Consider the following 12,620-nt stretch of genomic DNA (forward strand, 5'->3'; position numbering starts at 1 on the left):
TCAAGGCGATCCCATATCGCATCCACACGATCCTGACTGACAACGGCATCCAGTTCGCCGGGCAGCCCCGGAACCGCGACACTGCGTATTCCCGGCAGATGCGGTTCGACATGATCTGCGAGGCACATGAAATCGAGCACCGCCTGATCAAGCCCAACCACCCATGGAGTTTGAAGGATCAGAAAACAGTCCGGGGGACTGCTTTCCCGACAAACGGCCGAGTCGAACGGATGAACCGGACGATCAAGGAGGGTGAGGCCCAAAGCCGATCCGGGGGATCGGCGACGGCTGAACGTCAAGCGTTATCACTACGACAGCCACGATCAACTCCGCGCCCACCTCAGCGACTTCATAGCAGCCTGCAATTTCGCCCGCAGGCCCAAGACCCTCGGCGGCCTCACACCCTACGAATACATCTGCAAAATCCGGACATCAGAGCCGGATAGATTCATCCTCGATCCAATCCACCAAACGCCGGGATTGAAGAGTTAGGGAAACGTGAAAATCTGGCCCGGGAAGATCAGATCGGGATCGCGGATGCAATCACGGTTCTCCGCGAAGATTTGTACATACCGAACACCCTCACCGAAATAGTCCTCGGGGATGGCCCAGAGCGTATATCCCGGCTGCACCGTGATCGCACTCAGCCCGTCTCGCCGTGCCGCTGCCGCAACCTCGGGCGCGGTGCGCTGGAACGGCGTCTCGATCCGGCTTGCGACGCTCCCGTCGGGTGCAAGCGCATCGACGCGAAGCATATAGACGCCGCTGTCGAGCTCAGGCAGTTCGACGGCCCATACTCCGTGACCGTCGATCTGGGCCACCTGCACCGGCCGGTTGTCGAGATAGATGCGCAGCCGCAAGTCGCGCAGTCCGTGCCCCGCAATCTGCACCTCGCCGGACGCGTCGTAGCCGATCACGTCGATCCCGAGTTCCTTTCGGGTTGCCGGACCGGGCGACGTACCGGGCACAACCGATACGCCATTCGGGCCGGTCCGCAGGAGGCGGGGCGGGAGCGGCCCGGTCGAAACGTCCGTCGCGGACATAGTGCGGGCCTCGGACCCCTGAGACGAGCTTAGTGGACTGGGGATGGCCGGACGCTTATCGACTTCTGTGATCAGCGACATCAGGCCCGGCACCTCCTCTTTTGCCGCGACCGGCCGGCCCTCCTCCCTGTCGTTCGGCAGCAGAGGAGCCTCCGGCGCGTCGTTGGTGTTCGTCCCGGCATATAGATCGGCCGGCGCCTCGGGGACCGTCAATTCCGGTATCGCCTCGCCCGCGGTCCTATCTGACCGTTCTCCCTCCGCAGTTCCTCCCTGCGGGGTCGGAGGCGTCTCACGCGTTGGCGGCGTGACCGATCCGGGTCGATCCCCGACTTCGACCCTACCGACGACAGCCTCGGCGACTTCAGCCTCGTTCCGTGCTGATACCGCCAGCTCGCTAACGACGCCTTCATCTTCGTCGTTCGTCCGAGGCAATGTCTCGATAGAAGCGACGGAGGGCGGGTCGGGCATTGCCGGCGCCTCGGGTTTCACGGGCGCGACGATGATGCTCTCATCTCCGTGCGCCACCCGCCCTCCGGCGTCCTGCGTCTCGACCGTAGGCCCGGCGCGGCGGACATCGGCAGGTCGAAGAGCGACGCGAAGTTCCCCGCTGCGTCGGCCCGGGACGTCGCGACAGGATTCCCGTCGAACCGTACGGTTACCTCGGATCCGCCGCCGCCGCGGCCCGCGATCACCGCGCCGCCCTCCACGTCGACGCGGACGATATCGAGAAGCGGGGTTGCGGCCTCCGGAGGCAGCGCCGGCGTCGCGTCGGGTGCGCCCAACGTATTGAGGACCAAGCGGGTGGTCGGGCGTTCGGCCCCAGCATCCTCGATGGCCTGCGCTCCCTTGACGAGTTCGGGTCGCGAGGTCGCAGCCAATGGTGACTCGCGAGAAAGAGGCAAGAATGCCCATCCGGCGACCCCGAGCGCCAGCAGGCCCGCGAGGACGCCGATCGTCTGATTGGCTCGTCGGGTCCCGAACATCCGCCCGTGCTCCCATCGTCCCAATATGGACACGCGGAAGGCTAACAGCGACGGAGCGGTGCGTCAAAAGGCGTCCGGGCGCGGCAACGGGCTCGAACGAAAACGGCCCCCGAAGCGGGGGCCGCAGCATCTCGCAAAGCATCGAACGCGTCAGGCAGCGCTGTCCATCTTGTCCAGATGCGCCTTGACCAGCGTTTCGATCTCGTCGCGCGGATGACCCGTCAGCGTCTTCGGGATCTCCGCGACGACCTTGTCGGACACTTCCTTATGCATCTCGTTACGCAACACGCCGAGGACCTGCGGCGAGGCAACGATGACCAGCGACTCGAACCGCCCGGCATGCGCCATCTTGTAGAGCTTCTCGGCGAGGTCGGATGCGAACCGCTCCTTTTGCAGTTCGTGGAAGTCGGTCTCGTCGTAGGACCGTACCCCCGGCGCCGAGCTCTCTTGGTTCATGCCCTTGCGGTTCGCCTTCTGCTCCCGGTCGGGCGGGTTCGCCTCCTCATCGACGCGGACGACGTCGAAGTTCGGATCTTCCCCATCGGTAAGGTTCACCATGAACAGCGCCTTCTCGCTATCGGTGACGACGACCATCGTGCCATTTTTCAAGCTGGGCATCTATTCGTCCTCCGAGCCGGTGCCGTGCAGGCCGCCGAGATTGCCCTGTCCTTTTTCGTCGGACTTGGTCACGCGGGTCACGCCCTCGCCGTGCTTGGCGGTCTCTTCCTCGGCGCGGGACCCGACCTGGCGTTCGAGCTCGCCGTTGGCGCGGCCCTGCTGGCTCGGCGTGGCGGGCATGTCCTTGACGAACTGGTCGGTATCGCGGGTTCCGTCGCTGGAGCGATGACGTTCGGCCATGATGCTTCCTCCGTAGCTGTTCGCCGGATCAACCCCGCGGCGGACGGGATGTTCCGGACACGAAAAAGGGGCCGCGCGGGCCCCTTTCCGTAGCGTTCGACAGGCTCACATACGGGAGGCGACGTTCTCCCAGTTCACCAGCTTCGACAGGAAGTTGTCGAGATAGGCCGGGCGCTTGTTGCGGAAGTCGATGTAGTAGGAATGCTCCCACACGTCGCAGCCGAGAAGCGCGGTCTGGCCGAAGCAGACGGGGTTCACGCCATTCTCGGTCTTGGTGACCTTGAGCCCGCCATCGCTGTCCTTCACCAGCCAGGCCCAGCCGGACCCGAATTGCCCTGCGCCGGCGGCGGCGAACTCTTCCTTGAACTTGTCGACCGAGCCGAAGCTCTCGGTGATCGCGCTCTCCAGCTCGGAGGGCATGGCGCTCTGGCCGGGGCTCATCATTTCCCAGAACTGGTTGTGGTTCCAGAGCTGGCTGATGTTGTTGAAGATGCCGGACTGCGCCACGGCATTCGGGTCGTAAGTGCCCTTGATGATCTCCTCGAGGGACTTGCTCTCCCATTCCGTGCCGGAGATCGCCTTGTTGCCGTTGTCGACATAGGCCTTGTGGTGGATGTCGTGGTGATACTCCAGCGTCTCCTTCGACATGCCGTCAGCAGCGAGCGCGTCGTGGGAATACGGAAGGTCGGGAAGCTCGAAAGCCATGTGGTCTCTCCTCGTTTGCGTCCTGCGACATGTTGCCCGGATCGGCGCGGGGTCAACCCCCCGGGGGCTGGCTCAGGCCGGAACGGCGCCGCGCAGCAGGGCCTCTGCGTAGTGCGCGACGGAACGGAAGCACATCACGCGCCAGGCCGTGCCCTCGCGCCAGATCGCGGCGGGGATCTGCGCCATCCGGGTCCGGCGAACCTCCGAGGGGTCGAGCCGCGCGAAGTCGACGGGCATGAGGCTTGCAAGCGCTGAGGCCGACCCCGGTCCGGTTAGTTCGAAGACGATGCGCGCGTCGCTGACGACGGCGATCGTGGCGAAGGCGTCGCCGAGCTGGTCGGTCAGGCGGGACGCGAGGCCGGGCGCCTCCGCATGATCGCAGACCAGCATCAATTCGTCGGGCGACATCCACATCGCGCGTCTCCCGTTCGCCTCGGTCGAGAGCCGTTGCGCAGGCTGCGCGCAGCCGGTCACGGCCTCGACAGCCGGGGCAAGCGTCTCCAGCGCGCCGCGCAGGGTGATCATGCCGACGGGGCCCATCGCGCGGACGGCGACCTCAGACATTCTGCTTCTCCCCGTCCTTGTCGAAGAAGACCGGATCGACGATCCGCGCCTCGACCGGTTCGCCCCCGATCCGGGTGAAACGGACCGTCTCGCCCATTCGCGCAGGCCCGCGTGCGACGAGACCCATCGCGATCCCCCGGTCGAGGGTCGTCGAGTAGTAGGTCGAGGTCACGCGTCCCTCGGTCCGGCGCTGCCCGTTCGCATTCCGCCCGTCCACGACGGCATATGCACCATCCTCGAGCACCGAGCCGTCGAGCGTCTCCAGCCCGACGAGCTTCCAGCGGTCGGCCTTCTGGAACTCGTCGCGCTGCTGCCCTCGCTTGCCGAGGAAGTCGTCCTTCTTCTTCGAGATTGCCCAGTCGAGGCCGAGATCCTGCGGAATGATCGTCCCGTCGGTCTCGTCGCCGATCATGATGAAGCCCTTCTCGGCCCGCATCACGTGCAGCGCCTCGGTCCCGTAGGGCATCGCGTCGAACTCGGCGCCCGCCGTAATCAGCGCGTCCCACAACGCGCGGCCCTGCCCGGCCGGCACCGCGATCTCGTAGCTGAGCTCACCCGAGAAGCTGATCCGGTAGACGCGCACGCCGAACCCGCCAAGCGTCCCATCGGCCCAGGTCATGAACGGCAGCGTGTCGGCGGAGACGTTCATGCCGCCCAGCTTCTCCAGCACTATCCGCGCCTTCGGGCCGACGACGGCGATCTGCGCGAACTGCTCGGTCAGATTGAGCGCGTGGACCTTCCAGTTCCACCATTCGCATTGCAGCCAATCCTCCATCCAGCCGTGGATGCGCTCGGCGCCGCCGGTGGTCGTATGGCAGAGGAAGGTCTGGTCGTCGATCCGCGCGACCACGCCGTCATCCATCAGGAAGCCGTTCTCGTCGCACATCAGTCCGTAGCGGCATTTGCCCGGTTTCAGCGTCGACATCATGTTCGTGTAGAGCATGTCGAGGAACCGCCCCGCATCCGGGCCGCGCACGAGGATCTTGCCCAGCGTCGAAGCGTCGAGAAGGCCGAGCTTCTCGCGGGTGTTGCGGATCTCGCGGGTGACGGCTTCAGCGTGGCTCTCGCCCGCGCGCGGGAAGCAATAGGGCCGCCGCCACTGGCCGACCGGCTCCCAATGGGCGCCGTGGCTCTCGTGCCAATCATGGATCGGCGTCCGACGCAGGGGCTGGAACGCGACGCCGCGCGCCTCGCCCGCCAGCGTGCCGATGGTGACCGGCGTGTAGGGCGGGCGGAACGTCGTCGTGCCGACCTGCGGGATCGTCGTGTCGAGCCGGTCGGCCAGCACGGCGAGCCCGTTGATGTTGCTGAGCTTGCCCTGGTCCGTCGCCATGCCGAGCGTGGTGTAGCGCTTGGCGTGCTCGACGCTCTCGAACCCCTCCTGCGCGGCCAGCCGCACGTCGGAGACCTTCACGTCGTTCTGGTAGTCGAGCCACATCTTCGCGCGCAGCTTGTGCGGCGCGCCCTCAGGCATCGTCCAGACCTGCTGGATCGGCCCTTCCGCCGTGTCCTCGACTACGGGCACCGTCCCGCCGATCGTGTCAGTCACGTCAGCCAGCACCTCGGCCGCGGTCAGCGCCCCGCTCGCGGCGCCCACGAAGGTGACGAAGCCCTTGCCGTCCGCACCGGTGGGCGGATGATCGGCATCGGGGCGGAACATCGCGCGCGCCTCGTCCCACCAGAGCTTGCCGCCGCAATGCGACCACAGATGCACGACCGGGGACCAGCCGCCCGACATCGCCACACAGTCGCAGCGGATCTCTTGCAGCACGGTGCCGTCGCCCGACTGGGCGCAGACGGAGATTCCCGTGACCTGTCCGTCCCCGTGGACCTTGGCGATCGCCCGACCCGCATGAACACGGACGCCCATCGCCTTGATTTCGTTAACGAGAGGCGTGTCCACCCCGGTTCGAACGTCGAGGATCGCCGGCACGCGCAAGCCGGCCGCCAGCAATGCCTTCGCCGTGCGATAGGCATCGTCGTTGTTCGTGACGATGACAGTGCGCTCGCCCAGCGACACGCCATACTCGGTCACGTAGTCGCGCAACGCAGATGCCAGAACGACGCCCGGCACGTCATTGCCCGCAAAGCTGAGCGGACGCTCGATCGCGCCGGTGGCGGTCACGACGCGGCCCGCGCGGACACGCCAGAGCCGTTGCCGCGGCCCGGACTTCTCGGCCACGTGATCGGTCAATCCCTCGGTGCAAAGGATGTAACCGTGATCGTAGACGCCCGATCCCTCGCAACGCAGGATCGTCGTTACATTGTCCATCGCGTCAATCGCTTGGACGGTATCGTTCACCCACTCCGCCGCAGGCTTGCCGTCGATCGTTGCGCCGTCCGTCGGCGCGCGCCCACCCCAATGGCCCTGCCGTTCCACGAGCATCACGCGGTCGCCCGCCTCCGCCGCCGCGCGCGCCGCGAGGAGGCCTGCGATCCCGCCGCCGATGACGAGCGTGTCGTAATAGGCGTAGCGGTGCGCGTAGGTGTCGGCATCGGCCTCGGTCGGCGCGGCGCCGAGCCCCGCCGCGCGCCGGATGAACGGCTCGAAGACGTGCTTCCAGAGCGGGCGCGGATGGATGAACGTCTTGTAGTAGAAGCCTGCGGGGAGGAACTTCGACCCGTAATCGTTGACCCGGCCGACGTCGAAGCCAAGGGACGGCCACGCGTTCTGGCTCCGCGCAACGAGCCCGTCCCAGAGCGGTTGCACCGTGGCGCGCTGGTTCGGCTCGAACCGCGCGCCCTCGCCAATGGAAAGGAGGGCGTTCGGCTCCTCCGGCCCGGACGCCACAACGGAGCGCGGCCGGTGATACTTGAAGCTGCGCCCCATCACCAGTTGACCGTTGGCAAGCAGCGCCGAGGCGACGGTGTCGCCGGCGAAGCCCCGCATCTCGCGGCCGTCGAAAGTGAAGGTCACGGGGCGGCTGCGGTCGATGCGCCGCCCGCCGGTCTTCAGGCGTCGGCTCATCTGTCCGTCCTTCGCGCGATTTCGTCACGGATATGCTGCGGCGGCTCGGTCGTCTGGGCCGAATAGGTCCCGTAGACCTCGAGCGTCGCGGTGTTGCGCGCGGCGAGGAACCACTTGCCGCAGCCATAGGCGTGCCGCCAGCGCTCGAAATGCACCCCCTTCGCATTGTCGCGCAGGAACAGGTATTCCTCGAACTGGTCGGCGGTCGAATCCGGGCCGAAGCGCTTCAGGTGCGCTTCACCGCCGGGAGCGAGCTCGGTCTCCTCGACCGCGAGGCCGCAATTCGGGCAGGTCAGAAGCAGCATGGCGCAACCCCGTCCGTCAGGGTGCGAAATCGTCGAGGATCAGCGTTTGGCGACCTGAGCCGTCGCCGGGGTGTCGATCCGGACCTGTGGCGCGCCCCCGACCCCGAGATCGAGGAAGCCGCCGACGAGGACGATCCCGAGAACGACCACCGCCAGTCCGGTCCCGCCAAGGACGAGAGCCAGGCCGCGGGGCCGCCGGCGGAGGATTCTGGAGAGCATGACGCCTCGGCTAAATATTCGACAAGGTTCGAATATACACCGTAGGCGAGGTTTCGCCAGTCTCTGCGGACCCTCATGGTTACCGCCTTGACGCGCAGGTCTCTTTGCGAATGCGCACGCATCAGTGAGCCACCCCCGCAGCGACGGATTCGTCGATGAAGCGCCCTTCGCGGAACCGCTCCATGCCAAAGGCCGCGGTCAGCGGCGAATGTCCCTTCGCCAACAGCTCCGCCATGCCGTAACCGGAACCCGGGATCGCCTTGAAGCCCCCCGTCCCCCAGCCGCAATTGACGTATATGCCCTCGACCGGCGTCTTCGACAGGATGGGCGAGCGATCGCCTGTCACGTCCACGATCCCGCCCCACTGGCGCAGCATCTTGAGCCGCGAGATCATCGGGAAGGTCTCCACCAGGGCGCGCAGCGTCTCCTCGATATGGTGGAAGGAGCCGCGCTGCGTGTAGTTGTTGTAGCCGTCCGTGCCACCGCCGATCACCATCTCGCCCTTGTCGGACTGGCTCATGTAGCCGTGCACGGTGTTCGCCATCACGACCACGTCCATGCAGGGCTTGATCGGCTCGGAGACGAGCGCCTGCAACGCCACCGATTCGAGCGGCAGCCGGAACCCGGCCATCTTCGCCAGCACGCCGGAATGTCCGGCCACCACGATGCCGAGCTTGTCGCAGCCGATGGGGCCCTGCGTCGTCTGCACGCCGGTCACGCGCCCGCCGTCGCGGTCGATGCCGGTGACCTCGCAGCGCTGGATGATGTCCATCCCCATGTCGGTGCAGGCCCGGGCATAGCCCCAGGCGACCGCGTCGTGCCGCGCCGTGCCGCCGCGCGCCTGGTAGAGGCCGCCGAGAACCGGATAGCGCGGTCCCTCGATGTTCATGATCGGGCAGAGTTCCTTCACTCGCTCGGGCCCGATCCACTCGGTCGCGACGCCCTGCAGCGCATTGGCCTGAGCGGTGCGCTTGTAGCCGCGGACCTCGTGATGGGTCTGCGCGAGCATGATCACGCCACGCGGCGAGAACATGACGTTGTAGTTCAGCTCTTGGCTCAGCGTCTCGTAGAGGCTGCGGGCCTTCTCGTAGAGCGCCGCGGACGGGTCCTGCAGGTAGTTCGAGCGGATGATCGTCGTGTTCCGACCCGTGTTGCCCCCGCCGAGCCAGCCCTTCTCGAGAATGCCGACATTGGTGATGCCGAAATTCTTGCCGAGATAATACGCGGTCGCGAGCCCGTGCCCGCCCGCGCCGACGATGATCACGTCGTAGCGCTTGGCGGGCGGACGCTTGGCCCAGGTCCGGCCCCAGCCCTCGTGGTTTCGCATGGCCTCGCGCGCGATGGCAAAGGCGGAAAAGCGTCGCATGGGCGGGCGGCCCTCCGGTTCTCGGTCCCTGATCTCGGCTCCCCTTCGCATGACCGCCGCGGTCGCTTCGGACCCGCTGCGGCATCTTCGGGAAGTTTCGCGACATCGCCGGTAGCGCGCGCGGTCACGATGCCGCAAGTGGGGCTTCTGTCGCAGGGCGAACGGGGCTAGGTGCGGCGCATGATTTTCTGGATCGTCGCGGCCCTGATCCTGGCCGTCTGCATCACTGCCATCACCGCCGCGCTCCTGCGCGACCGTCCCGCCGCGCCGGGGGCGCCGGACGTGGAGATCTACCGCGATCAATTGGCCGAGCTCGAACGCGATGCGGCGCGCGGCACGTTGGCGCCCGAGGAGGCCGAGGCGGCGCGGGCCGAGGTCGCGCGCCGGCTGCTCGCGGCCGATCGTCGTCAGGCGGCCGCAACCGGTCCGGGCGCCCGGTGGCTCGGCATCGGCCTCGTCGCCGTCCCGGTCGTCGCCGTAAGCCTCGCCACCTACCTCGCCATTGGCGCACCGGGCTACGGGGACATGCCGCTCGCCGGGCGGATCGAGCGCATCGATACGGCTCGCCGCGCCCGCCCCTCGCAGGAGACAGCGGAGGTCGCCGTGCCGGAACAAATCGACACGTCCCGACCGGAGATCACCGAGATGGCGGGGCAGCTCCGCGAGGTTCTGGCCGGACGGCACGACGACCTGCGCGGCTGGGAGCTCGCAGTCACGACCTTCTCGGGTCTGGGCGACATGCGCGCGGCGTGGCGGGCGCAGGACCGGGTGGTGGCCATCCGAGACGACGACGCGACCGGCGAGGACTTTGCCGTTCTCGGCGAACTCATGGTCATCGCCGCCGGCGGTTACGTCTCCCCCGAAGCGGAGCGTGCCTTCTCGGAAGCCGTGCGCCGCGACCCGGAGAACGGCCTTGCCCGCTACTATGCCGGGCTCATGTACGCACAGGGCGGCCGGCCCGACCTCGCGTTCCGCCTGTGGCAGCGGCTGGTGGCAGACAGCGCGCCCGACGATCCGTGGCTCGAGCCGATCTACGCCCAGATCGAGGAGGTTTCGGTTCGTGCGGGCGATCCCACGGCCCTCGACGAATTGCCGCAGCCCAGCGGGCCGACCGGAGCGGACATCGCGGCGAGCGCGGCGATGACGCCGGAAGACCGGGTTGCGATGATCGGTGGCATGGTCGAGGGCCTCGCCACGCGCCTCGCCACAGAGGGTGGTCCGCCCGCCGACTGGGCGCGGCTCATCACCTCCTTCGGCGTGCTGGGCCGCACCGACGACGCGGCTGCCGTCTACGCGGAGGCGAAGTCGGTCTTCGCCGAAAGCCCCGACGCACTCGACCTGCTGGCGCAGGCAGCGGACGATGCGGGGCTCGCCCGGTGATCTGCGAGACGATGGAAGACTATGCGGCCGCCCTGCCCGGCCATGGCGCGTTGATGGGGCTCGATCTCGGCACCAAGACGATCGGCGTCGCGGTCAGCGACACGATGCGCTCGGTCTCCACCCCGCTCGAGACGATCCGGCGCACGAAGTTCACGGCCGACGCGGTGGCGGTGGAAGCGCTGCTCGCCGCGCGGTCGGTGGCCGGCATCGTGCTTGGCCTACCGCTCAACATGGACGGCTCCGAAGGGCCGCGCCTGCAATCGACCCGCGCCTTCGCCCGCAACCTCGCCCGCCGGATCGAGACGCCGATCGCCTTCTGGGACGAGCGTCTCTCGACCGTCGCGGCGGAACGCGCGCTGCTGGAGGCCGACGCCTCGCGCAAGCGTCGGGCGGCGGTGATCGACCATGTCGCCGCGGGCTACATCCTGCAGGGCGCGCTCGACCGCCTGCGCCATATCGGGGCTGTGCCGTGAAGGAAGACGATCCGGTCTGGAGCCGGGACGAGATCGAGAGCCCCTGCATCCGCGTCTGCGTCGTCCATCCGGAGACGCGACTCTGCACGGGGTGCCTGCGCAGCCTCGACGAGATCGCGGCCTGGACGCGCATGACGCCCGAGGCCCGGCAAGCGCTCATGGCGGAGCTTCCGACACGGGCGGCGCGCCACAAGGTCCGCCGCGGCGGACGCGCAGGACGCCTCAAGCGCTGAACCCGACCCCGGCAGGACCCCAACAAGGCTCGCCATCGCCGAGGCTAGCAGCATCGACAAAACCCAGACCCCACGAATGCTGGATCGACCGCCTCCTTCGTCGCATCCGCCCTCACTGTCCGAGGCAGATTTGCCGCATCTGAGGTCGCGACGCTGATCTGCTCTATTTGCAGGCTGCGTGAGACGATCGGCTGAAGCAGGTGGTAGAAGACCGACCCGTCAAGGTCGACGGCCGGCCCCGAGACGAGTCAGTAAGCCAAGAAAAGCGCAAGACGGGAGCGGGGCGCGAACAAAAGCATCTGGATACCACGCTCGAACACAAAGTTTCCGAACCCGGTTCGATTCGCTTGTTGATCCTCGCCTTCGGGCGGGGCCCTTCCGATACCGGATCAGGCTGCGGCGGCCGAAACTTGCTCCAGCGCGGCGTGCAGGACCTCGACCCCCGCGCCGGGGCGGGCCGCGCCCTCCGATAACGTCCGCCGCCATCCCCGCGCCCCCGGACAGCCGGCGAACAGGCCGAGCATGTGCCGCGTCACCTGCCCGAGCTTGCCACCGTCGGCCAGATGCGCCTCGATGTAAGGCACCATCCGCAGCGCGGCCGTGACCCGGTCCGGACAAGGATCCTCGGCGCCGTGGACTCGGCTGTCCGCTCGCAGCAGGACGCTCGCCGGATCGTGATAGGCCGCCCTGCCGATCATCACCCCGTCGACGTGGCGAAGATGCGCCTGCGCCGCGTCCAGCGACGCGATCCCGCCATTGACCGCAATCGCGAGATCGGGAAACCGCGCCTTCATCGCATGGACCAACGGGTAGTCGAGCGGCGGCACCACGCGGTTCTCCTTCGGGCTCAGCCCCTGCAGCCAAGCTTTTCGGGCGTGGACGATCACCTGACCCACACCGCTATCGGCCATCCGGGACAACAGGTCGGGCAGCACGACAGCCGGCTCATGATCGTCCACGCCGAGCCGGCACTTCATCGTCACGGTCACGCCGCCCGACGCCCGGACCATCGCAGCAAGACACGCCGCGACCAGCGCGGGCCGCTCCATCAGGACGGCGCCGAAGAAGCCCGACTGCACGCGATCCGACGGACACCCGACATTCAGGTTGATCTCGTCGTAGCCCCGTTCCACGCCGAGCGCCGTCGCCTCGGCCAACTCGCCCGGATCGCTGCCGCCGAGCTGCAACGCGACCGGGTGTTCGGCGGGATCGAAATCCAGCAAATGCGTCGCCCGCCCCCGGATCAGCGCGGCGGCGGTGACCATTTCGGTATAGAGCAACGTCCTGTGCGTCAGGACGCGATGGAACGCCCGGCAATGCCGATCGGTCCAGTCCATCATCGGCGCGACGCTCAATCGTGCCATCTCCTGCGGCGCCAGCGACATTCCGCCCCCGTTTGCTCCAGACCCACGGCCAGCCACCGTGAGCCACGCGCCTAAGGGATCCCCGGTGGTTTTTGAAGCGATACGTCTCCTCTCGCGTTCTGCGACCATCCGCATTTCGCTCGGCGATACGGGATGCGA

At 67.4% G+C, this 12,620-nt stretch carries 14 protein-coding genes and 1 pseudogene; 4 read left to right on the forward strand and 11 right to left on the reverse strand.

Features of this window, described 5'->3' with window-relative positions:
* A pseudogene (locus tag Q1A87_RS08750) lies at positions 1–492 on the forward strand (hypothetical protein); the annotation flags it as partial.
* On the opposite strand, the gene Q1A87_RS08755 reads toward Q1A87_RS08750, so the two are convergent.
* The 10 genes from Q1A87_RS08755 to Q1A87_RS08800 all read right to left on the reverse strand — a co-directional run bounded on the left by Q1A87_RS08755 (position 489) and on the right by Q1A87_RS08800 (position 9,011).
* On the reverse strand, positions 489–1,043 hold the full coding sequence (locus tag Q1A87_RS08755) for a LysM peptidoglycan-binding domain-containing protein (protein WP_299649854.1): 555 nt from the start codon (positions 1,041–1,043) through the stop codon (positions 489–491). The pseudogene Q1A87_RS08750 and the gene Q1A87_RS08755 sit on opposite strands and share 4 nt — an antisense overlap.
* A 485-nt stretch (positions 1,044–1,528) precedes the next feature.
* Positions 1,529–2,026: a hypothetical protein gene (locus tag Q1A87_RS08760; RefSeq protein ID WP_299649857.1), complete on the reverse strand. Its 498-nt coding sequence runs from the start codon at positions 2,024–2,026 to the stop codon at positions 1,529–1,531.
* Positions 2,027–2,176: 150 nt separating this feature from the next.
* Complete coding sequence (locus tag Q1A87_RS08765) at positions 2,177–2,644, reverse strand: host attachment family protein (RefSeq protein ID WP_299649860.1); 468 nt, start codon at positions 2,642–2,644, stop codon at positions 2,177–2,179.
* Positions 2,645–2,884 (reverse strand): hypothetical protein, encoded by a 240-nt coding sequence (locus Q1A87_RS08770; RefSeq protein ID WP_299649863.1) that lies wholly within the window; start codon positions 2,882–2,884, stop codon positions 2,645–2,647.
* 105 nt (positions 2,885–2,989) lie between these two features.
* Positions 2,990–3,589, reverse strand: coding sequence for a superoxide dismutase (locus tag Q1A87_RS08775; RefSeq protein ID WP_299649866.1), 600 nt, complete (start codon positions 3,587–3,589; stop codon positions 2,990–2,992).
* A 72-nt stretch (positions 3,590–3,661) separates the two neighbouring features.
* Positions 3,662–4,153: a sarcosine oxidase subunit gamma gene (locus tag Q1A87_RS08780; RefSeq protein WP_299649869.1), complete on the reverse strand. Its 492-nt coding sequence runs from the start codon at positions 4,151–4,153 to the stop codon at positions 3,662–3,664.
* Positions 4,146–7,121, reverse strand: a complete 2,976-nt coding sequence (locus tag Q1A87_RS08785) for a sarcosine oxidase subunit alpha family protein (RefSeq protein ID WP_299649872.1) — start codon at positions 7,119–7,121, stop codon at positions 4,146–4,148. The genes Q1A87_RS08780 and Q1A87_RS08785 overlap by 8 nt, the downstream gene beginning before the upstream one ends.
* The gene (locus Q1A87_RS08790; protein WP_299649875.1) at positions 7,118–7,426 is read right to left on the reverse strand and encodes a sarcosine oxidase subunit delta; all 309 of its coding nucleotides are present in this window, start codon (positions 7,424–7,426) and stop codon (positions 7,118–7,120) included. Before Q1A87_RS08790 ends, Q1A87_RS08785 begins: the two co-directional genes overlap by 4 nt.
* A gap of 39 nt (positions 7,427–7,465) precedes the next feature.
* Positions 7,466–7,645 carry a hypothetical protein gene (locus Q1A87_RS08795; protein WP_299649877.1) on the reverse strand — a complete coding sequence of 60 codons (180 nt, stop codon included), beginning with the start codon at positions 7,643–7,645 and terminating at the stop codon, positions 7,466–7,468.
* A gap of 121 nt (positions 7,646–7,766) precedes the next feature.
* Positions 7,767–9,011, reverse strand: a complete 1,245-nt coding sequence (locus Q1A87_RS08800) for a sarcosine oxidase subunit beta family protein (RefSeq protein WP_299649880.1) — start codon at positions 9,009–9,011, stop codon at positions 7,767–7,769.
* 180 nt (positions 9,012–9,191) lie between these two features.
* Between Q1A87_RS08800 and ccmI the strand changes: the two genes are divergently transcribed.
* From ccmI to Q1A87_RS08815, 3 genes are read left to right on the forward strand one after another with little or no spacing between them, the layout of a single operon-like run.
* Positions 9,192–10,391, forward strand: a complete 1,200-nt coding sequence (ccmI, locus tag Q1A87_RS08805; protein ID WP_299649883.1) for a c-type cytochrome biogenesis protein CcmI — start codon at positions 9,192–9,194, stop codon at positions 10,389–10,391.
* Positions 10,388–10,864 (forward strand): Holliday junction resolvase RuvX, encoded by a 477-nt coding sequence (gene ruvX / locus Q1A87_RS08810; protein ID WP_299649886.1) that lies wholly within the window; start codon positions 10,388–10,390, stop codon positions 10,862–10,864. The genes ccmI and ruvX overlap by 4 nt, the downstream gene beginning before the upstream one ends.
* Complete coding sequence (locus tag Q1A87_RS08815) at positions 10,861–11,097, forward strand: DUF1289 domain-containing protein (RefSeq protein WP_299649889.1); 237 nt, start codon at positions 10,861–10,863, stop codon at positions 11,095–11,097. The genes ruvX and Q1A87_RS08815 overlap by 4 nt, the downstream gene beginning before the upstream one ends.
* Before the next feature lie 389 nt (positions 11,098–11,486).
* Here Q1A87_RS08815 and dusA read toward each other — a convergent pair whose 3' ends face one another.
* Positions 11,487–12,482 carry a tRNA dihydrouridine(20/20a) synthase DusA gene (gene dusA, locus Q1A87_RS08820; protein ID WP_299649892.1) on the reverse strand — a complete coding sequence of 332 codons (996 nt, stop codon included), beginning with the start codon at positions 12,480–12,482 and terminating at the stop codon, positions 11,487–11,489.
* Between the last annotated feature and the right edge of the window lie 138 nt (positions 12,483–12,620).

It is taken from the genome of uncultured Jannaschia sp. (assembly GCF_947494055.1).
GTDB lineage: Bacteria > Pseudomonadota > Alphaproteobacteria > Rhodobacterales > Rhodobacteraceae > Jannaschia.

Coding starts and splice junctions, on each gene's coding strand:
- Q1A87_RS08755 (WP_299649854.1), bottom strand. CDS start 1,043: ATGTCCGCGACGGACGTTTCGACCGGGCCGCTCCCGCCCCGCCTCCTG.
- Q1A87_RS08760 (WP_299649857.1), bottom strand. CDS start 2,026: ATGTTCGGGACCCGACGAGCCAATCAGACGATCGGCGTCCTCGCGGGC.
- Q1A87_RS08765 (WP_299649860.1), bottom strand. CDS start 2,644: ATGCCCAGCTTGAAAAATGGCACGATGGTCGTCGTCACCGATAGCGAG.
- Q1A87_RS08770 (WP_299649863.1), bottom strand. CDS start 2,884: ATGGCCGAACGTCATCGCTCCAGCGACGGAACCCGCGATACCGACCAG.
- Q1A87_RS08775 (WP_299649866.1), bottom strand. CDS start 3,589: ATGGCTTTCGAGCTTCCCGACCTTCCGTATTCCCACGACGCGCTCGCT.
- Q1A87_RS08780 (WP_299649869.1), bottom strand. CDS start 4,153: ATGTCTGAGGTCGCCGTCCGCGCGATGGGCCCCGTCGGCATGATCACC.
- Q1A87_RS08785 (WP_299649872.1), bottom strand. CDS start 7,121: ATGAGCCGACGCCTGAAGACCGGCGGGCGGCGCATCGACCGCAGCCGC.
- Q1A87_RS08790 (WP_299649875.1), bottom strand. CDS start 7,426: ATGCTGCTTCTGACCTGCCCGAATTGCGGCCTCGCGGTCGAGGAGACC.
- Q1A87_RS08795 (WP_299649877.1), bottom strand. CDS start 7,645: ATGCTCTCCAGAATCCTCCGCCGGCGGCCCCGCGGCCTGGCTCTCGTC.
- Q1A87_RS08800 (WP_299649880.1), bottom strand. CDS start 9,011: ATGCGACGCTTTTCCGCCTTTGCCATCGCGCGCGAGGCCATGCGAAAC.
- ccmI (WP_299649883.1), top strand. CDS start 9,192: ATGATTTTCTGGATCGTCGCGGCCCTGATCCTGGCCGTCTGCATCACT.
- dusA (WP_299649892.1), bottom strand. CDS start 12,482: ATGTCGCTGGCGCCGCAGGAGATGGCACGATTGAGCGTCGCGCCGATG.